The 20,915-nt window shown below is 60.2% G+C and carries 15 protein-coding genes and 1 pseudogene; 11 read left to right on the top strand and 5 right to left on the bottom strand.

Translation table 11 applies throughout. From position 1 onward, the window contains the following. Positions 1-62: 62 nt before the first annotated feature. The 6 genes from carA (at position 63) to greA (ending at position 8,161) form a co-directional block, all read left to right on the top strand. The gene (gene carA, locus HYPDE_RS07875) at positions 63-1,262 is read left to right on the top strand and encodes a glutamine-hydrolyzing carbamoyl-phosphate synthase small subunit (protein ID WP_041320184.1); all 1,200 of its coding nucleotides are present in this window, start codon (positions 63-65) and stop codon (positions 1,260-1,262) included. A 110-nt stretch (positions 1,263-1,372) separates the two neighbouring features. After that, entirely contained in the window at positions 1,373-1,996 is a 624-nt protein-coding gene (locus HYPDE_RS07870; protein ID WP_041320182.1) for a hypothetical protein, read from the top strand. A gap of 37 nt (positions 1,997-2,033) precedes the next feature. After that, entirely contained in the window at positions 2,034-2,771 is a 738-nt protein-coding gene (locus HYPDE_RS07865) for a hypothetical protein (protein WP_015597888.1), read from the top strand. Positions 2,772-2,892: 121 nt separating this feature from the next. Further along, positions 2,893-4,107 carry an MFS transporter gene (locus HYPDE_RS07860; protein WP_015597886.1) on the top strand — a complete coding sequence of 405 codons (1,215 nt, stop codon included), beginning with the start codon at positions 2,893-2,895 and terminating at the stop codon, positions 4,105-4,107. Between the two features lie 164 nt (positions 4,108-4,271). Then, complete coding sequence (gene carB, locus HYPDE_RS07855) at positions 4,272-7,547, top strand: carbamoyl-phosphate synthase large subunit (protein WP_015597885.1); 3,276 nt, start codon at positions 4,272-4,274, stop codon at positions 7,545-7,547. A gap of 140 nt (positions 7,548-7,687) precedes the next feature. Next, positions 7,688-8,161, top strand: a complete 474-nt coding sequence (gene greA, locus HYPDE_RS07850) for a transcription elongation factor GreA (RefSeq protein ID WP_015597884.1) — start codon at positions 7,688-7,690, stop codon at positions 8,159-8,161. A gap of 21 nt (positions 8,162-8,182) precedes the next feature. Here the strand turns inward: greA and HYPDE_RS07845 are convergent, their stop codons facing one another. Beyond that, positions 8,183-8,728 carry a hypothetical protein gene (locus HYPDE_RS07845; protein WP_244437811.1) on the bottom strand — a complete coding sequence of 182 codons (546 nt, stop codon included), beginning with the start codon at positions 8,726-8,728 and terminating at the stop codon, positions 8,183-8,185. A gap of 50 nt (positions 8,729-8,778) precedes the next feature. Then, a complete protein-coding gene (locus HYPDE_RS07840) occupies positions 8,779-9,267 on the bottom strand; it encodes an Lrp/AsnC family transcriptional regulator (protein ID WP_015597882.1) in 489 nt (162 codons plus the stop codon). 133 nt (positions 9,268-9,400) lie between these two features. Between HYPDE_RS07840 and HYPDE_RS07835 the strand changes: the two genes are divergently transcribed. Together HYPDE_RS07835 and ettA are read left to right on the top strand one after the other, a co-directional pair. Then, entirely contained in the window at positions 9,401-10,429 is a 1,029-nt protein-coding gene (locus tag HYPDE_RS07835; protein ID WP_015597881.1) for a mitochondrial fission ELM1 family protein, read from the top strand. A gap of 125 nt (positions 10,430-10,554) precedes the next feature. Then, entirely contained in the window at positions 10,555-12,213 is a 1,659-nt protein-coding gene (ettA, locus tag HYPDE_RS07830; protein ID WP_015597880.1) for an energy-dependent translational throttle protein EttA, read from the top strand. A 64-nt stretch (positions 12,214-12,277) separates the two neighbouring features. Here ettA and HYPDE_RS07825 read toward each other — a convergent pair whose 3' ends face one another. The 3 genes from HYPDE_RS07825 to HYPDE_RS07815 form a co-directional block, all read right to left on the bottom strand. Continuing rightward, complete coding sequence (locus HYPDE_RS07825; protein WP_244437810.1) at positions 12,278-13,000, bottom strand: PRC-barrel domain-containing protein; 723 nt, start codon at positions 12,998-13,000, stop codon at positions 12,278-12,280. A 325-nt stretch (positions 13,001-13,325) separates the two neighbouring features. Continuing rightward, positions 13,326-13,907, bottom strand: coding sequence for an ABC transporter substrate-binding protein (locus HYPDE_RS07820; RefSeq protein ID WP_015597878.1), 582 nt, complete (start codon positions 13,905-13,907; stop codon positions 13,326-13,328). Positions 13,908-14,057: 150 nt separating this feature from the next. Next, on the bottom strand, positions 14,058-14,687 hold the full coding sequence (locus HYPDE_RS07815) for a hypothetical protein (protein ID WP_015597877.1): 630 nt from the start codon (positions 14,685-14,687) through the stop codon (positions 14,058-14,060). Between the two features lie 136 nt (positions 14,688-14,823). Here HYPDE_RS07815 and HYPDE_RS07810 point away from each other — a divergent pair, with 136 nt between their 5' ends. The 3 genes and pseudogenes from HYPDE_RS07810 to metH all read left to right on the top strand — a co-directional run bounded on the left by HYPDE_RS07810 (position 14,824) and on the right by metH (position 20,565). Next, the gene (locus tag HYPDE_RS07810; protein ID WP_015597876.1) at positions 14,824-15,852 is read left to right on the top strand and encodes an ArsR/SmtB family transcription factor; all 1,029 of its coding nucleotides are present in this window, start codon (positions 14,824-14,826) and stop codon (positions 15,850-15,852) included. Then, positions 15,852-16,769: a methylenetetrahydrofolate reductase [NAD(P)H] gene (gene metF / locus HYPDE_RS07805; protein ID WP_015597875.1), complete on the top strand. Its 918-nt coding sequence runs from the start codon at positions 15,852-15,854 to the stop codon at positions 16,767-16,769. Before HYPDE_RS07810 ends, metF begins: the two co-directional genes overlap by 1 nt. Before the next feature lie 28 nt (positions 16,770-16,797). Continuing rightward, positions 16,798-20,565: pseudogene (metH, locus tag HYPDE_RS07795) on the top strand (methionine synthase). Positions 20,566-20,915 lie beyond the last annotated feature (350 nt).

The raw sequence follows: 20,915 nt of genomic DNA, 5'->3' as shown, positions 1-20,915 counted from the left end.
CATAGGTTCCGGCGCAATTTAGCCCTTATGCGGCTGTGCGCCCCGAACATACCGGATTGTCGATGACTGCACCTGAACCCTGGACAGATGTGCCCCTGACTGCGCGCCTCGTGCTCGATGACGGCACCGTGATTGCCGGCCGCGGCCTTGGCGCGGCAGGCAGCGCTGTCGGCGAAGTGTGTTTCAATACTGCCATTACCGGTTACCAGGAAATTCTGACCGATCCGAGCTATGCCGGCCAGATCATCACCTTCACGTTTCCGCACATCGGCAATGTCGGAGCAAACAACGAAGACACAGAAACCTCGAACCTCGCTTCGCGCTCGGGCGTGCGCGGTTGCGTTCTGCGCGCCGACATCACCGCGCCGTCGAACTACCGGGCCGCCGAACATCTCGACGAATGGCTCAAGACGCGCGGCATCATCGCGATCAGTGGCATCGACACGCGGGCGCTGACAGCGCGCATTCGCGAAAAGGGCATGCCGAATGCCGTCATCGCGCACGAGCCCTCAGGCAACTTCGATATCGACAAGCTGAAAGCCGATGCGAAGGCATGGCCAGGTCTGCTCGGGTTGGATCTCGTGCCCGAAGTGACGAGCGGCCAGAGCTACTCCTGGGACGAGCAACGCTGGATTTGGAACAAGGGCTACACGCGCAACGAAAATCCCGAGTTCCACGTCGTCGCGATCGATTACGGCCTGAAGCGCAACATTCTGCGGTGCCTCGCATCGGCGGGCTGCAAGGTGACGGTCGTTCCGGCGACGGAAAAAGCCGAGGACGTGCTCGCCCGCAATCCCGACGGCGTGTTCCTATCGAACGGTCCGGGCGATCCAGCCGCGACCGGCAAATACGCGGTGCCCGAAATCAAGAAGCTGGTCGACAGCGGCAAGCCTGTTTTCGGCATTTGCCTCGGCCACCAGATGCTGGGTCTCGCGCTCGGCGGTACGACCAAAAAAATGCACCAGGGCCATCACGGCGCCAATCATCCGGTCAAAGACTTTACGACCAACAAGGTCGAGATCGTTTCGATGAACCACGGCTTTGCCGTCGATCGAGACAGCTTGCCGAAGGGCGTCGTCGAAACACACGTCTCGCTTTTCGATGGCTCGAACTGCGGCTTGTCAGTGGAAGGCAAACCGGTGTTCTCGGTGCAGCACCATCCCGAAGCCTCGCCCGGTCCGCAGGACAGCCACTATCTCTTCACGCGCTTCGTCAACATGATGCGCGAGCAGAAAGGCCGCCCGGTACACCGCGAGCGCTAAGCTCGGTGGAGCATCCCGACAGACCGCTATCAAATAAACCTTGCCGAACTTTAAGATCGCGCTTTGGCTAAACCCCGCTATAAGCGGAGAAAAATTGCCCGGAGGAATTGATGCGCGCGTCTTGTTTGGCTCTCCTGTTGATTGCAGCGGCCGGTCCTGCTTCTGCCGCCGATTGTAGCAAGGACGTACTCGCCGCATTCGAGAAGCAGCGCACCTCCAAGGTCTTCCGCGTCGAGTTCAGCCAGCCTTCGGCGGAAGGCGAGGTTCATATGAAAATCGACTATATGCCGCCGGATAAGATGCTGCAGTCGGTGAAGTCGCCAGCGATGCCCGGCGAACAGCAGACGATGCTGGTCGGCAATCGCGCCTTTGCCGGGACGAGCGGCGCCTTCGAAGAGCTTCTGCCCCAGTTCACGCAATCGATCATTGCCGAGTTTGCGGAGGCTGTCGGAGAGCCGAAAAACCTCGGAGCCTTTGAATGTCTAGGCAACTCAAAAATCGATGGGCAGGAAATGCTTGCTTATCGGACAGCCGAAAAAGTGCCGGATGGCGCCGATACATCGAAGATCATGGCACGCACCATCTATGTCGATCCGGCATCGGGAAAGCCCGCGTATAATGTTATCGCTGCGCTGACCGGCACAGCTCCTCCAGCTCTGAAGGTCAAGTATTCTTATCCGACCGACGTTGAGATCGTTGCGCCGGCAAATGCGCCTGTGCAAAAGCTTCATTAAAATTTTGTCGCTTCGCTTTTCTCCAGGATCTACGCCCATGCGCCGTATCGCAATCGCCGTTCTCTCGATCGCTTCGTACGTGGGCGTAGCGCAGGCCGAGCCGGTTCCTTTGGGGCAGGAACCCGAGGCTTCCCAAGCCAAAAAGGAACCCAACCCGTGCAGCGACCAAGTTGCCGCGTCGCTGCAAAAGCTGCGCAAGTCGTCATGGTTCCGCATGAACAGCAACATGCTCACCGAGAATGGACCATCGACGATGGAGGTCGATTACATTCTCCCCGATCGCATGCATCAGAAGGTGACGAACACCCTTACGAAAAAGTCGTCGGAAATCATTCTCGTCGGTAGGGAAGCCTGGTCACGGCAAGGAGAGGGAAGCTGGACGCCCATGCCGGCCAACATCGCCGGACAGTTGCAGACCCAGGTGCAGGAGTCCGTGCTCGCGGAGCAAAAAGACGTCGGCGCCTATACGTGCAATGGGAAGACGAAGATCGATGGACACGACGTAATGTCCTACAGGCTTGAAAGCGAACTCGCCAAAGGCGAGACTATCAAAAATCAGACCTATCGAATGTTCTACGTCGACGTGATGACGGGGCTCCCTGTCAGCAATGCGCTGCTCGTCCCAGGGCGCGACGACAAGCCGGTTTTCAAGACGTCATACACGTTCCCGCTCGACCTCAAGATCGAGCCGCCGAAGGATGTCGTCCCGCCTGCTCCTGCAGCCTCTCCCGCACCGGCGCCAGCCCAAGGTGCGACATCCGATACCGGCAAGTAAGGAACGTCAACTCAGCGCACCTTTGGCGGCCGTCGCATCTCTGCTTCGATAGCTGCTATGCCGTGCACAATGGTGACCGTCGTCGACGATGGCGCTACAAGCGCCGCCGGAGACAATCTTCATGACCGCAATTGATTCGTCCGTGGTCGCCCGTCCGGCGGCCGCCAGGGTAACGTTCTCGATTTTGCTGGCAGTGAGCTTTTGCCATCTGCTCAACGACGTCATGCAGTCGTTGCTACCCGCCGTCTATCCGATGCTGAAGACCAATTACGGCCTGGCATTCTGGCAGATCGGGCTTTTGACGACGGCGTTTCAGGTGACCGCGTCACTGCTGCAACCCGTGATAGGCCACTACACCGATCGCCGTCCGGTCGAGTATTCGACGAGCGCCGGAATGGCGTCCACGCTCCTCGGGCTGGTTCTGCTGGCGTTCGCTCACAGCTATACGATGCTGCTTGCCGGAGCCATGCTCGTCGGCTTGGGATCGGCGATCTTTCATCCGGAATCGTCCCGCGTCGCCCGCATGGCATCCGGTGGTCGCCATGGCCTCGCGCAATCGCTGTTTCAGGTTGGTGGAAACTTCGGGACTGCGCTCGGACCGCTGCTCGCGGCATTTATTGTCTTGCCTTACGGACAGTCGAGCATCGCCTGGTTCGCCGTTGCGGCGCTGCTCGGTATCGTCATTTTGTGGCGTGTGAACCAGTGGGATAGCAGCGTTCGCGCCCGGCCGAAAACCGCCGGCGAAATTCAGGCAATGCCGTTTCCTCGCAATCGCACCATCACGGCGCTCGCGACATTGGCGCTGCTCGTCTTCTCGAAGTACATCTACATGTCGAGCCTAACGAGCTACTATACCTTCTACACGATGCATAAGTTCGGAGTTTCGGTACAGCAGTCGCAACTGCTGCTGTTCGTATTTCTCGGTTCGGTCGCGGCGGGCACGATTCTCGGTGGCCCAATCGGCGACCGGATCGGTGCCAAGACGGTGATCTGGATTTCGATTCTCGGTGTGCTGCCCTTCACGCTCGCGCTGCCCTACGCCAACCTGAACTGGACCATCGCCTTGTCGGTGGTGATCGGCCTCGTCTTGTCATCGGCATTCCCGGCGATCATCGTTTTCGCGCAGGAACTCGTGCCGGGACGCGTCGGCATGATTGCGGGGCTGTTCTTCGGCTTTGCCTTCGGTGTGGCGGGAATCGCCGCGGCAGTGCTCGGTGTCGTCGCCGACGCCAAGGGTATCGACTACGTTTATGACATCTGTTCGTATTTGCCGCTCTTGGGGCTGCTCACTGTGTTTTTGCCGTCGATGAAGCGTGTAGAGTACGCCACGGTGTAGTTTTCTGACACAGCGTTACGTTGGGAAACCCTATGCCGCAGTATTTTGAGGGTTCCCCCCCCGTCCGCCTTTGCCTATAAGCCCCCCTTAGCCTGAGATCAGAAACATCAATCACCGAGCCGGCTGCGTCGCCCGCTTCCGCTTCGGCCAAACGCTTGCGCGGCATGCCCAAACGCACCGACATCAAATCGATCCTCATCATTGGCGCCGGTCCGATCGTCATCGGTCAGGCCTGCGAGTTCGACTATTCCGGCACGCAGGCCTGCAAGGCGCTGCGCGAGGAAGGTTATCGAATCATTCTGGTTAACTCGAATCCGGCGACCATCATGACGGACCCGGACCTCGCGGACGCAACCTATATCGAGCCGATCACGCCGGAAGTCGTCGCGAAGATCATCGCCAAGGAGAAGCCCGACGCCATTCTGCCGACGATGGGTGGACAGACGGCGCTCAACACGGCGCTCGCGCTGCATAAGCAGGGAGTCTTGCAGCGCTATGGAGTCGAGCTGATCGGCGCCAAGGCCGACGCGATCGACAAGGCCGAAGACCGTCAGCTCTTCCGCGAGGCAATGCGCGCAATCGGCCTTGAGACGCCGCGTTCCAAGCTCGCGCATTCGCGCGAGGAAGCTGCCGAAGCGCTCGATCACGTCGGTCTGCCCGCGATCATCCGGCCGTCGTTTACGCTCGGCGGAACGGGGGGCGGCATCGCCTATAACCGCGAGGAGTTCTTCGAGATCGCCGAGCGCGGTCTCGATGCCTCTCCGACCAATCAGATTCTGGTTGAGGAAAGCGTCCTCGGCTGGAAGGAATTCGAGATGGAGGTCGTCCGCGACAAGGCGGACAACTGCATCATCATCTGCTCGATCGAGAACGTCGACCCAATGGGGGTCCATACCGGCGACTCGATCACGGTGGCCCCGGCGCTGACGCTGACCGACAAAGAATACCAGCTCATGCGTGACGCTTCGATTGCGGTGTTGCGTGAGATTGGCGTTGAGACGGGCGGTTCGAACGTGCAGTTCGCAGTCAATCCCGCCGACGGACGTCTCGTCGTCATCGAAATGAACCCGCGCGTGTCGCGATCGTCCGCGCTGGCATCCAAGGCGACAGGCTTTCCGATTGCGAAGGTCGCGGCGAAACTCGCCGTCGGCTATACCCTCGATGAAATACAGAACGACATTACGGGCGGCGCAACGCCCGCTTCCTTCGAGCCGACGATCGACTATGTCGTGACGAAGATCCCGCGCTTCGCATTCGAGAAATTTCCCGGCGCCGACATGTCTCTGACGACGTCGATGAAGTCGGTAGGCGAAGCGATGGCCATCGGTCGCACCTTCCGCGAAAGCATTCAGAAGGCGCTGCGCTCGATGGAGACGGGGCTCACCGGCTTCGACGATATTCAGCTCGAGGGCATCGGCCAGGGCGACGACAAGAACGTCGTGCGGGCTGCCGTCTCGCGCCCGACGTACGACCGCATTTTGAAAGTCGCGCAGGCGTTCCGGCTCGGCTTTCCGCTCGAAGAGATCCATCAGTACAGCAAGATCGATCCCTGGTTCCTCGCCGAAATCAAAGGCATCGTCGATACCGAAGCGCGCGTCGTCGCGCACGGCCTACCGAAGACGGCGGCACAGCTTCGCGCGATCAAGGCGCAGGGTTTTTCCGATGCGCGCCTTGCTAAGCTCGCGGGGATGAGCGAAACGGACGTGCACCGCACGCGGCGCGATCTCGGTGTAACGCCGGTGTTCAAGCGCATCGATACCTGCGCGGCGGAATTCGCATCACCCACGGCGTACATGTATTCGACCTACGAAACGGGCCTCAGCGGCGATCCCGTCTGCGAGGCCGATCCTTCGTCGAAAGAGAAGATCGTCATTCTCGGCGGCGGTCCGAACCGTATCGGGCAGGGGATCGAATTCGACTATTGCTGCTGCCACGCCTGCTTCGCACTGACGGCGGCGGGCTACGAGACGATCATGGTCAACTGCAATCCGGAGACCGTCTCGACCGACTACGACACCTCGGATCGCTTGTTCTTCGAACCGTTGACCGCCGAGGATGTGCTGGAAATCATCCGTGTCGAAAGCGGCAACGGCAAGCTCAAAGGCGTTATCGTTCAATTCGGCGGCCAGACGCCGTTGAAGCTCGCGAGCGCGCTCGAGGAAGCGGGAGTTCCGATCCTCGGCACGTCGCCCGACGCGATCGATCTCGCCGAGGACCGCGATCGCTTCAAGGCACTCATCGACAAGCTGAAGCTCACGCAGCCGAAGAGCGGCATTGCGAAGACACCGGGTGAAGCCCGCGCGGTCGCGGAAACGATCGGATACCCCGTCGTTATCCGCCCGTCCTATGTGCTCGGTGGCCGGGCGATGGAGATCGTGCACGACGGCGCCGAAGTCGATCGTTATGTCGCCCGTCTTTCGGCGACGCTCGATCGTCCGTCCGAACTCGTCGTATCCGACAAGCGCCCGCTTCTGATCGACAGCTACCTGACCGATGCCGTTGAGGTCGATGTCGATTGCCTGTCGGACGGCAAGGACACCTTCGTCGCCGGCATCATGGAGCACATCGAGGAAGCCGGCATCCACTCTGGCGATAGCGCTTGCTCGCTGCCGCCACACTCGCTCTCGTCCGACATCATTGCAGAACTGGAGCGGCAGGCGCGCGAGCTTGCTCTCTCGCTGGGCGTGATCGGCCTGATGAACGTTCAATTCGCGATCAAGGATGGGCAGGTCTTCATTCTCGAAGTGAACCCGCGCGCCTCGCGGACCGTACCGTTCGTCGCCAAGGTCATCGGACTGCCGATCGCCTCGATTGCCTCTCAAATGATGGCGGGCAAGCCGCTCGCGAGCTTCAATCTCGCCAAACCGGTTTACAACCACATCGCCGTCAAGGAAGCCGTCTTCCCGTTCGCGCGCTTTGTCGGCGTCGACCCGATCCTCGGACCCGAGATGCGCTCGACGGGCGAGGTCATGGGCATCGACCACGATTTCGCCATAGCCTTCGGCAAAAGCCAGCTCGGCGCCGGCCAGAAGCTGCCTTCGGGTGGCACGGTTTTCGTGTCCGTCAAGGAAAGCGATAAAGCGCGGATCGTCAGCCCCGTGAGAGAGTTGGAGGCGATGGGCTTCAAGGTCGTGGCGACCCGTGGCACGAAGCGCTTCCTCGAAGCCAACGGCATTCAGTGCGAGAGTATCAACAAGGTGCTCGAAGGGCGGCCCCATATCGTCGATGCGATTAAAAACGGCGATATCCACCTCGTTTTCAATACGACCGAGGGCTCGAAAGCTCTGAGCGACAGCAAGGACATCCGCCGCACGGCCTTGCTTCACCACATCCCCTACTATACAACGTTGTCCGGGGCAGTGGCGGTTACACGGGCCATCAGGGCGTTGAATTCAGATACGCTTCAAGTGGCACCGCTGCAGGCTTTCGCGCATCATTGAGCCGTTCGCAATGCAGGTGATCTGAACGCTTTCGAATAGCGCGGCCAGCACAGCTACTTTCCTGTTCACCAAAGCGCGAGTTAACTGGGTCGGAGCCGAACGCTCCGCGAATTGAGACCGTTCGAGACGTGGAGAAGATGATGGAACGGGTGCCGATGACTGTCGAGGGTTACAAGAACCTCGAAGCGGAGCTGCAGCGCCTGAAAGCTGTTGAACGGCCGCGCATCATCGCGGCGATTTCGGAGGCGCGCGCCCATGGAGACCTTTCGGAAAATGCCGAGTATCATGCCGCCAAGGAACAGCAGGGCCTGAACGAGGCGCGCGTCGCCGAGCTTGAGGACAAGATCAATCGCGCCGAGGTCATCGACACGTCCAAACTTTCCGGCGACACGATCAAGTTCGGCGCAACCGTGACGCTTCAGAATGAGGACTCGGACGAGAAGGTGACCTACACCATCGTCGGGGATACGGAAGCCGACTTGAAGAATGGCAAGATCTCGATTTCATCTCCGATCGGGCGCGCGTTGATCGGCAAGTCGAAGGGCGAGAGCGTCGACGTGACGACGCCGAAAGGCACGCGAACGCTCGAAGTTCTGAAAGTCGCCTGGAGGTAGTGCATGACGGCGCCAGGGCGGCTATTCGTTGCCGCCCTCGAAGAAGGCGCGTGCGGCGTCGCATTCGCCTTTCGAAGGCAACAAGTCGAAGACTCTGTCGCCGCCTTCGGTGCCGCTGAGCTCGATCGTATCGGACGTTCCTTCGATCGTAATGCCAGTTTCTCCAGTCTCGAGGCGAAGGCCGCCGTCTGCCGCAGGTGCCAGCCGGAAGAGACCGCCGTCTGCCTCTAGAAAACATTCGAAAGCTGTGTCGCTTGCCTTGCAGCTTGCGGACTGACCGTACCACTCGGAAGTTGTCGCGAGCATCAGCGCAAACCCAAGCTCGAAGCGGTCTGACGAATTCGGTGACCCGTCGGAGTTCGTCTTGGACAGATCGATCTCGATGCTGCGGACGCGCTGAGCAGGATGCGCCTTGAGATGTGCATCGTCGTATGTCCTTGCGAAGCAAGGTGGGCCAGCGAGAACATTGGAGAAGTAGCGATCGTAGAGGTCGCTCGACGTTGCGATAGCGTCGCTCGTTACACTGAGTGATAGGGCGCCAAGCAGCACCGCTAGCCTCGTTGACATCGCGTCGGCCGAAAAGCACTGCATCGCACCCTCGAATGCCTCTTAGTGCTTCAGGTTTCGTCCGGGCCCGCAGCAGCAATCGGGACCCCGGGTTCACGCTTGGTCCTTCGGATGGTCAGAAACGTTTTTACGCTCGCGACGTTCGGCGCGGACGTCAGCTCGTCGAGCACGAAGTTCTGGAACTCCGGTAAATCGCGCGCGATACATTTCAGCATAAAATCGCTTTCCCCGGAAAGCATGTAGGCCTCACGGACGAGGGGCCAGGCGAGAATGCGGTTTTCGAAGGTGCGAAGATCGGATTCCGCCTGATTGTGGAGCCTGACCATCGCGAAGGCCGTCAAAGCGTAGCCGAGGGCGACTTCATCGATGAGCGCGGTATATCCCGAGATCAGCCCGGCTTCTTCAAGTGCCCGGACGCGGCGCAGGCACGGCGGAGCCGAAAGGCCGATCCGGTTGGCGAGCGCAATGTTCGTCATCCGGCCGTCGGCCTGCAGCTCTTTCAGAATTCGCCAGTCCGTCGCGTCGAGTTCTATCGCCATAAACAATCCGTTCGTGAGACCGAAAATGTAATATCAGGAACGCTACTGCGCGGCATTACGTTTCATTTGTTTCCTTATCACGCGGAGGCCTAGGGCTCGACTCTTCGGCCGGGAGCGATGAAAAGATCGTGGTATGATAAGTATGTTGCCCCATGCGGGACCCCTGGCAGGCCTGACGGCCTGGATATTTTCGGACGGCAAGGCGGGGCATGAAGCCCAATGCTTTGGCGTCGTCGACGCGCTGGGCGTGACGGCCGAGCTCAAACGGGTGGCCCCGAGCGGCGTCTTCAAATGGATGGCGCCCTGGGGTCCGGTCTCGCCTCGCGAACGTTTCGGGCAGCCGGACACGCCGTTCAGACCGCCGTGGCCGGCATTGGCCTTTGCCACCGGCCGCACGACGATCCCCTATCTCCGGGCACTTCGCCGTCAGGCCGGCTTTGCGACATATACGGTTATTTTGATGGATCCCCGTACGGGCCCCGGAAGCGCCGATCTGATCTGGGTCCCCGAGCACGACCATCGGCGCGGACCCAACGTCATCTCAACCCTGACGGCGCCGCACCGTTATTCGCTGCAGCGCCTGGAAGCGCTCCGCGCACACATGCCGGCGGAGATCGCGGCTCTACCTCAGCCGCGCATCGCATGTCTGATCGGCGGACCCAACGGAGATTACCGCTACAGCGACGACGAATCCCAGTTGATCGCAGGTCTCCAAGCATTCGCCGATAAGGGATTTGGCCTGATGGTCACGACATCGCGGCGGACGCCGGAGGAACTTGCCGCGCGCATCAAAGATGCCGTGTGCAAGGCGAAGGCGTTGTTCTGGGATGGCACCGGACAGAATCCCTATCCGGATTTTCTAGCCCATGCCGATCTTTTCCTCATCACCGCCGACAGCGTCAGTATGACCTGCGAGGCTGCGGCGACAGGCCGGCCCATCTACATTTTCTCGCCGTCCGGCGGAAGCGCGAAATTCGACCGCTTTCATAAGGCGCTCGCCGACTATGGAGCAACGAGGCCGGCCCCTGCGCCTGGGGATGAGATCGAAACCTGGACATACAAGCCGCTTCACTCCGCCGAGGTTATTGCAGCGGAGATCGTTCGCCGCTGGAGCAAGCGAGCGGAAATGCTGCCAGGGTTGATCGCGCCGTCGTCCCAATGAACCTGTGGTCATGCGGCGGTCTGGGCGGGTTGAAACCCGAGCGCAATGATATATTTGAGCAGTGCGCGGCGATCGGCTAGAACGCGCGCCTAATCCCTAAACCTTCTTTCTTAGAGGCGCCCACGATGGCCGCACATCAGTACGTCTACCACATGCACAAGCTCTCCAAGACATATCCTGGGGGCAAGCAGGTGCTGAAAGACATTTCGCTTTCGTTCCTGCCGGGTGCCAAGATCGGCGTCGTCGGCCTCAACGGCGCGGGTAAATCGACCCTGCTCAAGATCATGGCGGGGCGGATCGATGACTATATCGGCGAAGCCTGGGCGGCCGACGGGATCAAGGTCGGGTATCTGCCGCAGGAGCCGGAGCTCGATCCGGAAAAGGACGTTCTCGGGAATGCCATGGAGGGCGTCGCGGAGAAGAAGGCGATCCTCGATCGCTACAACGAAATCGCCGCCAACTATTCCGAAGAAACGGCGGACGAGATGACGGCTCTGCAGGATCAGATCGACGCTCAGAACCTTTGGGATCTCGATGCGCAGGTCGAGCAGGCGCTCGACGCGCTGCGCTCGCCGCCGGGCGACGCCGACGTGACGAAACTTTCAGGCGGTGAGAAACGCCGGGTTGCCTTGACGCGCCTGCTTCTGTCGAAACCAGACATCCTGCTGCTCGACGAACCGACCAACCATCTCGATGCGGAAAGCGTTGCGTGGCTCGAGCGCTATCTGAAGGAGTACGCGGGCTGCGTGATCCTCGTGACGCACGATCGCTACTTCCTTGACAACATCACCGAGTGGACGCTGGAGCTTGACCGCGGGCAGGGCGTGCCGTGGAAGGGCAATTACTCGGGCTGGCTCGAACAGAAGGCGAAGCGCGAGGCCGTCGAGAAGGCGCAGGAGGAAGGCAAGCAGAAGACCCTCTCTCGCGAGCTCGAATGGATCAGATCATCGCCGAAGGCCCGGCAGGCGAAATCCAAGGCACGCATTACCGCCTACGAGAAGCTCGCCGACGAAGCAGGTCGCGAAGAAACCGGCCGCGCCAGCATTCAGATTGCAACGGGTCCGCGCCTCGGCGGCGTCGTCATCGAAGCGGATGGCCTGAGCAAAGGTTTTGGCGATCGCCTGCTGATCGACAACCTCTCGTTCAAGCTGCCGCCCGGCGGCATCGTCGGCGTCATCGGTCCGAACGGCGCAGGCAAGACGACTCTCTTCAAGATGCTGACCGGCGCTGAGCAACCCGACAGCGGCTCGATCCGCCTGGGCGATACCGTCAAGATCGCTTATGTCGATCAGTCGCGTGCGCATCTCGACGACAAGAAAACCGTCTGGGAAGAGATTTCGGGCGGCCTCGATCAGATGCTGCTCAGCGGCAAGAAAGAAGTGCCGTCGCGTGCGTACTGCGGCTGGTTCAACTTCAAGGGCGCCGATCAGCAAAAGAAGGTCGGGCTGTTATCCGGCGGCGAACGCAATCGCGTGCACTTGGCGAAGCTTCTGAAGGAGGGCGGCAACCTGTTGCTGCTCGACGAGCCGACCAACGACCTCGATACCGAAACGCTCGGCGCGCTCGAAGCGGCGCTTGAGGATTTTCCGGGTTGCGCCGTCGTCATCTCGCACGATCGCTTCTTCCTCGATCGCCTCGCGACGCACATCCTGGCCTTCGAAGGCGACAGCCACGTGGAATGGTTCGAGGGCAATTTCGCAGACTACGAGGAAGACAAAAAACGCCGCCTCGGCGATGAGGCTGTCGAGCCCCATCGCATCAAGTTCAAGCGCTTCGACCGCTAGCGGATGGCAACCGCGGCTTCCGGCCGGATCGACGAAGGAGAGTCGGAAGCCGCAATCAAAATGCTCAGCCGTTGCTGTTGTCGATGATCGGCAGCTGCTTCGCTTCTTCCGAGGTGAGCGACAGCTTTACGTCGTCTTTCACCTCGGTGATCTTGTCGCCGGAAACGGCGAACACCTTGGCGTTGATGCCGGCTGCGCCTCCGGCAGTGACAAGGATCTCTTGCACCTTGCCGGCGGTATCGGATTTCACGCCGTTGACTTCGCCGATCTTTGCCCCGTCCGAGCCCAACACAGCTTGGCCGATTTTCAATTGACTGGCGTCGATGGTCGAGCTCTGAGAGCTTGAGCCTTCTGAAGCGCCGGGCTCGGCTGGGGTCGGCGGGTTTTCCGGCGTGACCGGAGCAACGTCCGCAGAGCCGCCCTCAGGCGATGCGGCTTTATCGTCGCCGGTTGCGGGTCCTGCATTGTCGGGTGCGGGGCTAACGCCGGCATCGGACGGCGGCGCTTCATTGTCTTGTGCAGGCGCAGCGGCATCGCCTGCTCCTTCCGCGGCCGGGCTGCTTTGGCCCTCCTGAGGGGCGTCACCGGATTCGGGAGCGGTCACCGGAGCCGCATCCTCGCCCGCAGACGGCTGTTCCGGAGAAGTCTTACCCGCATCAGCCGGCTCGACTTGCTGTTGCGCGAGAACGGTCCCGTCCTTTGTCGCAGAGTATCCGGGCGAAGCCCCGAAGACCAACATGGCGGCGACAGCAACGCTCGCCAGAGGATACGTTTTCACCGAAAGCACGACGGCCTCCCTACCTGCTCCGCGGTCCTGCCGTGTGCCGCAAGTTCCGCTTCAATCAGCCCGGCATCCCAGGTGCCGGACATTACGCGCCGATATGTCCGCTAGCGCTCACAGGAGCGCAGCGTTGTCAATGAAATAACCGCAACTTGGAATGAAGGCGCGGAAATGCGTGCCGCCATCGACACGCCGCGCGCACCCGCTCCAAATAGGGTTCAATACCAGCGAGATTAAGGGGCATACCGACGGATTCGAAAAAAGTCTCCAGCGTATGCGGAAAAGGCACAAACCGGTTCGACCCCGACGAGACGGCGGTCGTGAGATTGAGCTAGCGGCTCAAGGCAAGCACGAGTGCCCGGGGATTGTTGCCGTTCTCGGTGATGTAGTTCTGGAAAAGATCATCGAGAAACGATGTCATCCAGAACCCGACGACCTGTGCGTCGCGCACCTTGTACCCGGTCCCCGATTTCACGACGAGCCAACGGATGTCGTAGCTTTCACCCGAGCGCAATGTGATGCGTGCATCGACGTTCGTGCCCCCTGCATCTCCGGGGCCTTGACCGACGACGACGGCACTTGCCACTGGATATTGTGGCGCCGTTTTGGCCGCATATTTCGCGATAAAGTTGATCATGCCGTTGTAGTAGCTCGGCCGCTCGGCCTTCGGCAGCGTGCGCGCATGCGGTCCTAGCGCGGTCAGGCCTACACCGGGAACGTCCATATGTTTGCGAAGTACATCGCTGAATGCCGTGACGCTTCCCGTGCGCTGGGCGGCGAGAAGCTCGTTCTGAACGCCCTGCATATAGGCCGCCGGCGATTCCGCGCGTGCGGTGCTCGCCGTCAGCGCTGCGACGCAGGCGATCATGGCAAGTAGCCAGCAGGCGGAGCGCGTCCGCGTCCAGGAAGTCATCTGCGTGTCTAACCCTCGCATAGTCGCCCCTTATCAGTTCTCTCTTTCGAAGTCAGCCCGAAAGGTCCGTGCTGCCCCTGATCCGCCCGCACAAACCGCCTCACCGCGGTAGAGAAGCAACAATCTCGTCAAAACAATGCCCGATCACGCTCAAGCCGGTGCAAGATCGGCGTCGAATTTGTGGCCGCCGGAAGGCCTGCTTGTGCCGGTCGGCGCGTCGGGCCGCAGCAAAGGAAGCCCAAGGATACGGCACAGCTCAAGGATTTCGCGTTTTCCGATCTGTTCCGCCATCGCCAAAATGACGCTTCGGCGCGGATCGGGATGCACCAGCACGACCTCACGCAGGACGCTGGAGAGCGATGTACGAAGATGAACCGTAATGCCGCTATAGGTTACGAGCGGCATACGCCAGCCGTGGGTGGAGAACGGCGTCCTGTCGACGACCATGACCTCTCCGTTTCGGATATCGATAATGCGGTCCGAGGCCATCGCGAGGATGATGTTGCGTAGCGGCCAGCAGACGAGACCGGCCCAGAACGTGAACGCGACGGCAAGTTCGATTGCGGCAATCGGATGGGCCGCGAGTGCGGCGCGCAACTCCGCCGATGCAAGCGCGTAGACAGCAAGCCCGATTTGCGGAACGACGATGAGCGCCGCCAACGTCGACATCAGCAGCAAGCCCGGCAGCCTCGCGAGCTTCGGCTCGCTTTGTCTGAGAGTGATCGGCAGGCGATAAGCTTCGCCGGAAATCTCAACGTGTTCAGGGGATTGTTGCTGCATGTACATCACTGCGTCAGCCAGGGCGTCAGGGACGTTATGCGCGAGGTTGCTAAAACGTGGTTAAGCGCTGTTCGGTATTCGATAGGGCACAAAGACTGCGCTTGACATATAAACATGTCTTTATATGTTGCGGCGTATGTCTGCTGCGGAGCTCAAAACATCGGACTTGGTTACGGCGCTCAAGGCGGCGGCCGAGCCCACCCGCCTGCGCATCCTGCTCCTGCTTGCCGGTGGGGAACTGAACGTCAAGGATCTGACGCTTGTCCTTGGGCAGAGCCAGCCCCGTATCAGCCGGCACTTGAAGCTGCTGTTCGAGGCCGGTCTGATCGAACGCTTCCGCGAGGGAAGCTGGGTTTATTTTCACATCTCCGACCGCCAGCCGGGCGGGCGCTTGGCGCTGCGGCTGGTGGCCGACGTCGATCCAGCCGAACCAGCGGTAAGACTCGATCGCGAGCGGGCCGATGCACTGAAGCGGGAGCGCGAGGCGGCGGCTCAGGCATTCTTTGAGAAGCACGCCGCCGATTGGGACCGCATCCGGACGCTCCATGTTGCGGAGCGGGAAGTCGAAGCCGCGATGCGCGAAGCATTGGGCAGTGGACCATTTCGCTTCCTTCTCGATCTCGGGACGGGCACGGGCCGAACGCTCGAGCTTTTCTCGGACCGCTTCGAAAGAGGGCTCGGCATCGACGTCAACCAGGCGATGCTTGCCTACGCGCGTGCCAAGCTCAACACGGATGGCTGCACGCGCGCGCAGGTTCGCCACGGCGATATCTATGCGTTGTCGCTCGCCGACAGGCAGGCCGACGCCATCGTGATGCATCAGATCCTGCATTTTCTTTCCGATCCGTCGCTGGCGATCCGCGAGGCCGCGCGCGTTCTGGCTCCGGGCGGCAAACTGCTGATCGTCGACTTTGCGCCGCACGAGCTTGAATTCTTGCGCACCCAGGAAGCCCACGAGCGGCTGGGTTTTTCGCATGATCAGATCGGCGGCTGGCTCAAGGATGCGGGCCTGGTCCCGCGCATGGTGCGTGATCTCACGCGCAAGCCGGGTGGTAGCGAAGAAATCTTGACCGTCACGCTCTGGCTTGCCGAGCGTCCGAGCGAGTTCATAGGGAAAGCAAACAGAGATGCCGCGGCCACCGGCACTCTTGAGGAGGCTCGTTGATGACACAGGGCAACGAACGCAAAAGCAAACTCCTCGGCTCGGGTGATATCGTCGTCAGCTTCGAGTTCTTTCCGCCGAAGACCGAAAAAATGGAGGAGACGTTGTGGTCATCGATCGCGCGTCTTGCTCCGCTGCGGCCAGAGTTCGTATCCGTGACATACGGAGCAGGCGGCTCCACACGCGAACGTACCCACGCGACCGTCACGCGGCTCCTGCGCGAAACGCAGCTGAAGCCTGCGGCTCATCTCACTTGCGTCGATGCGACGAAGGACGAGGTCGACGCCGTTGCCAGAGCATACTGGGACGCAGGCGTCCGCCATATCGTGGCGCTGCGTGGCGATCCGGCTCAGGGCGCGGGCACGAAATATGAGCCGCATCCGGGTGGATATACCAATGCCGCCGATCTTGTCGCGGGGCTCAAAAAGATCGCAAACTTCGAAATTTCGGTCGCAGGGTATCCCGAGAAGCATCCGGAGAGCCCGTCCGTCGATGCCGATATCGAAAATCTCAAAGCCAAGGTTGATGCCGGCGCCGATCGCATCATCACGCAATTCGGTTTCGATAACGCGCGTTTTCTGCGCTACCTCGAACGGGCGCGAGCTGCTGGAATCTGGGTACCGATCTCGCCGGGCATCGTCCCGATCCATAATTTCAAGCAAGTGTCGGGCTTCGCGAAACGTGCGGGCGCGAGCGTGCCGTCGTGGCTTGCACGGCGTTTCGAAGGCTTGGAAGAGGATAGCGCAACGACCCATCTGGTCGCTGCGGCGGTCGCCACAGAACAGGTGATGGATCTCGTCGACGAAGGGATCAAGAAATTCCACTTCTATACATTGAACCGCGCCGACCTCGTTTACGCTATCTGCCACCTTCTGGGGCTGAGGCCTGCGAGATCGAATGCAGACGCCAATGCGGCGTGATCGAATATCTGTGAATACGAGGTATGAGATGAGACGTAAGCCGAGTTGGGCGGCGCTGGAAAAAGCCGCGAAGGAACGCATTCTGATCATCGACGGTGCGATGGGTACGATGATCCAGCGGCACAAGCTCGGAGAGGAGCATTATCGCGGCGAGCGATTTGCGGATCATTCCAAAGACGTCAAAGGCAACAACGATCTTCTGGTTCTGACGCAGCCGAAGGTGATCGAGGATATTCACTCCGAATATCTCGCTGCCGGCGCAGACATCATCGAGACGAACACGTTCAACGCGCAGCGCATCTCGCTCGCCGATTATCGAATGGAAGATTTGGCTTACGAGATCAACGTCGCGGCAGCCAAGCTCGCGCGCCGGGCCGCCGACGCTTGGACCGCCAAGACACCGGAGAAGCCGCGCTTCGTCGCCGGTGCCGTCGGCCCGACCAACCGCACGGCGTCGATTTCGCCGGACGTCAACAATCCGGACTACCGCAACATCAATTTCGACGAGTTGCGGGATGCCTATAAAGAGCAGGTGCGCGGGCTCGTCGACGGCGGCGCGGATATCATCCTGATCGAGACGATCTTCGATACCCTGAACGCCAAGGCGGCCGGTTTTGCGACGCTGGAAGTCTTCGAGGAAAAGGATCTCGAACTGCCGATCATGATCTCAGGCACGATCACCGATCGCTCCGGGCGCACGCTTTCAGGTCAGACGGCGGAGGCGTTCTGGTACTCCATGCGGCATCTAAAGCCGTTTTCGATCGGACTGAACTGCGCGCTCGGTGCCGAATTGATGCGCCCCTATATCGCCGAGCTGTGCCACGTTGCGGACGTGCGCATCTCAGCTTATCCAAATGCCGGTTTGCCGAATGCAATGGGCGAGTACGACGAAACTCCGGACGACATGGCTTGCAAGGTCGAGCCTTGGCTTGCAGACGGCTTGATCAATATCATCGGCGGATGCTGCGGATCGACACCCGATCATATCGCGCATATCGCCGGTCACGCGAAAAAATATAAGCCGCATACGCCCTTCAAAGCAGAGCCGCGGCTGCGCCTCTCCGGTCTCGAACCTTTCGTGCACGGGTGAAATCAGAAAATGACAACAGGTAATGCAGCGCAATCGTTCATCAACGTCGGTGAGCGAACGAACGTCACGGGCTCCGCCAAGTTTCGCAAGCTGATCGAGCAAAACGATTATGCAGGCGCGCTCACGGTGGCGCGTCAGCAGGTCGAGGCGGGCGCGCAGATCATCGACGTCAATATGGACGAGGGCCTGCTCGATTCCGAGAAGGCGATGACGACGTTTCTCAACATGATCGCCTCCGAGCCCGATATCTCGCGCGTGCCGGTGATGATCGATAGCTCGAAATGGAGCGTCATCGAGGCGGGCCTCAAGTGCGTGCAGGGCAAGCCGATCGTCAACTCGATCAGCATGAAGGAAGGCGAGGGGCCATTCCTCGAGCATGCGCGCAAAGTCCTGCGCTATGGTGCAGCAGTCGTCGTCATGGCCTTCGACGAGGCCGGACAGGCCGACACCGTCGAACGCAAGGTGTCGATCTGCGAGCGCGCTTACAAGCTGCTGACGGAGAAGGTCGGCTTTCCGCCCGAAGACATTATTTTCGATCCGAATATCTTCGCTGTCGCGACGGGCATCGAAGAGCATAACGGCTACGGCATCGCCTTCATCGAGGCGGCGCGCCAGATCAAGGAAAAGATGCCTCTCGTGCATATTTCCGGCGGCGTCTCGAATCTGTCGTTCGCGTTTCGCGGTAACGAGCCGGTGCGCCAGGCGATGCATTCCGTGTTCCTTTACTATGCCATCCAAGCCGGCATGGACATGGGCATCGTCAACGCGGGCCAGTTGACTGTTTACGACGACATTCCGGCCGAGCTGCGCGAACTTTGCGAGGACGTGATCCTCAACAGGCGCCCCGACGCAACCGATCGCCTGCTCGACGCCGCTCCCAAATTCAAGGGCGAGGGCGGCGCGAAGGCCAAGGAAAAGGATCTCTCATGGCGCGAGGGCACCGTCGAGGAGCGCCTGTCGCACGCACTTGTGCATGGCATTACCGATTTCATCGAAGTCGACACTGAAGAAGCACGCGCGAAAGCTGAAAAGCCGCTGCACGTCATCGAAGGTCCGCTGATGGCGGGCATGAATATCGTCGGCGATCTCTTCGGCGCTGGAAAGATGTTCCTGCCGCAGGTCGTCAAGTCGGCGCGCGTGATGAAGCAGGCTGTCGCCTACCTGCAGCCGTTCCTCGAAGCCGAGAAAAAAGCATCCGGCCTCGACGAGATGCCCTCGGCCGGAAAGATCCTGATGGCAACCGTCAAGGGTGACGTTCATGATATCGGCAAGAACATCGTCGGCGTCGTCCTTCAGTGCAACAACTACGAGGTGATCGATCTCGGCGTGATGGTGCCGGCTGCGAAGATTCTCGAGACGGCAAGAAAAGAGAAGGTCGACATGATCGGCCTTTCGGGCCTCATTACGCCGTCGCTCGACGAAATGTGCTTTGTTGCCGCGGAGATGGAACGGGAAGGCTTCGCTTGCCCGCTGCTGATCGGCGGCGCCACGGCCAGCAAGGTCCATACTGCCGTCAAGGTCAGCCCGAATTATCTGCGAGGTCAGGCTGTCTACGTCCTCGACGCGAGCCGCGCGGTCGGCGTCGTCTCGACATTGCTGTCGGAGACCGACAAGGGACCGTTCGTCCAGAACATTAAAACGGAATATGCCAAGGTTCGTGAAACGCATCTTGCACACGAGGCCAACAAGCAGCGGATTACGCTCGAAGCGGCGCGCGCCAACAAGTTCAAGATCGACTGGGCTTCGTTCAAGCCGGTGAAACCGAGCTTCCTCGGCATCCGCGCGTTTCGGAACTACAGCCTCGCGTCGCTCGTGCCTTACATCGACTGGACACCCTTCTTCCAGGCCTGGGAGCTTTCAGGGCGCTATCCGCAGATCTTGACTGACAATAAGGTCGGTGCCGAGGCAAAGAAGCTTTTCGACGATGCGCAGGTTCTGTTGAAGCGCCTGGTTGCTGAGAAATGGGTGACGGCGTCGGCCGTCGTCGGCTTCTGGCCTGCCAACGCGATTGGCGACGACATCGAAGTCTACGCCGACGAGACGCGCTCCTCGCAAGCCGCGATCCTGCATACGCTGCGCCAGCAGCTTGCGCGCAATCCATTGCGCAACCGCGCACACGTCGCACTTGCGGATTTCATCGCGCCCAAGGACACGGGCGTTGGCGATTATATCGGCGGTTTTGCCGTGACGGCGGGAATTGGCGAGGACGAAGCGATCGCGAAGCATATCAAGAAGACCGACGACTATAGTCGTATCATCGCCAAGGCGCTGTGCGACCGCCTCGCTGAAGCATTTGCGGAAGCGATGCACGAGAAAGTGCGCAAGGAACTCTGGGGTTACGCGAAAGGCGAGAAGCTGACGAACGATGATCTGATCCTCGAGAAGTACCAGGGTATCCGCCCGGCGCCGGGTTATCCCGCGCAGCCTGACCACACGGAGAAGGCGACGCTGTGGAAGCTGATGGACGTCAAGAATTCTGCCGGGATCGAGCTGACGGAAAGCTTTGCGATGTGGCCGGGCGCCGCCGTCTCCGGTCTCTACTTTGCTCATCCCGACAGTCATTATTTCGGCGTCGGTAAAATCGAGCGCGATCAGGTTGCCGATTACGCTGCGCGTAAGGGATGGACGATTGAGGAAACGGAACGCTGGCTGTCGCCGGTTTTGAATTACGACAGCCAAGCGACGACAGCGACTCGAGCTGCCTGATTGCGGCGGCGACGCCGCTCCGGGAACAAAAAAATCGGCGCGGTCACATCATGTGTCGCGCCGATGGTCATTTGGCTCGCGCCAGTCTTCCTGGAAAATCCCCGTCTCGTTGGCTCCTTGGAGCGATTGCCGCGGGTTTGCGTTTCAGGCGTTCCTCCTGGAGGTCGTTCTCATATCATCCCGAGCACGACCGCTATCACGAAACCAAATGACAGGAAGGTAGCAAGAGCATTGAATCTCACTTGCAGAGTCATACCGTCACCTCTCGAAAAGAGAGTTCTGGATTTCGTTTCGCTTCCCTTGTCTGAAGCGCAATTGAAGCTACGCAGCAGTAAGCGCGACTGACAAGA

Source organism: Hyphomicrobium denitrificans 1NES1 (genome assembly GCF_000230975.2).
Classification (GTDB): Bacteria; Pseudomonadota; Alphaproteobacteria; order Rhizobiales; family Hyphomicrobiaceae; genus Hyphomicrobium_B; species Hyphomicrobium_B denitrificans_A.
This window is presented reverse-complemented; position numbering and strand designations above follow the sequence as displayed.

Bases quoted from the DNA above. Each gene is read 5' to 3' on its own strand.
- carA (WP_041320184.1), top strand. From the start codon at position 63: ATGACTGCACCTGAACCCTGGACAGATGTGCCCCTGACTGCGCGCCTC.
- HYPDE_RS07870 (WP_041320182.1), top strand. From the start codon at position 1,373: ATGCGCGCGTCTTGTTTGGCTCTCCTGTTGATTGCAGCGGCCGGTCCT.
- HYPDE_RS07865 (WP_015597888.1), top strand. From the start codon at position 2,034: ATGCGCCGTATCGCAATCGCCGTTCTCTCGATCGCTTCGTACGTGGGC.
- HYPDE_RS07860 (WP_015597886.1), top strand. From the start codon at position 2,893: ATGACCGCAATTGATTCGTCCGTGGTCGCCCGTCCGGCGGCCGCCAGG.
- carB (WP_015597885.1), top strand. From the start codon at position 4,272: ATGCCCAAACGCACCGACATCAAATCGATCCTCATCATTGGCGCCGGT.
- greA (WP_015597884.1), top strand. From the start codon at position 7,688: ATGGAACGGGTGCCGATGACTGTCGAGGGTTACAAGAACCTCGAAGCG.
- HYPDE_RS07845 (WP_244437811.1), bottom strand. From the start codon at position 8,728: ATGTCAACGAGGCTAGCGGTGCTGCTTGGCGCCCTATCACTCAGTGTA.
- HYPDE_RS07840 (WP_015597882.1), bottom strand. From the start codon at position 9,267: ATGGCGATAGAACTCGACGCGACGGACTGGCGAATTCTGAAAGAGCTG.
- HYPDE_RS07835 (WP_015597881.1), top strand. From the start codon at position 9,401: ATGATAAGTATGTTGCCCCATGCGGGACCCCTGGCAGGCCTGACGGCC.
- ettA (WP_015597880.1), top strand. From the start codon at position 10,555: ATGGCCGCACATCAGTACGTCTACCACATGCACAAGCTCTCCAAGACA.
- HYPDE_RS07820 (WP_015597878.1), bottom strand. From the start codon at position 13,907: ATGACTTCCTGGACGCGGACGCGCTCCGCCTGCTGGCTACTTGCCATG.
- HYPDE_RS07815 (WP_015597877.1), bottom strand. From the start codon at position 14,687: ATGCAGCAACAATCCCCTGAACACGTTGAGATTTCCGGCGAAGCTTAT.
- HYPDE_RS07810 (WP_015597876.1), top strand. From the start codon at position 14,824: ATGTCTGCTGCGGAGCTCAAAACATCGGACTTGGTTACGGCGCTCAAG.
- metF (WP_015597875.1), top strand. From the start codon at position 15,852: ATGACACAGGGCAACGAACGCAAAAGCAAACTCCTCGGCTCGGGTGAT.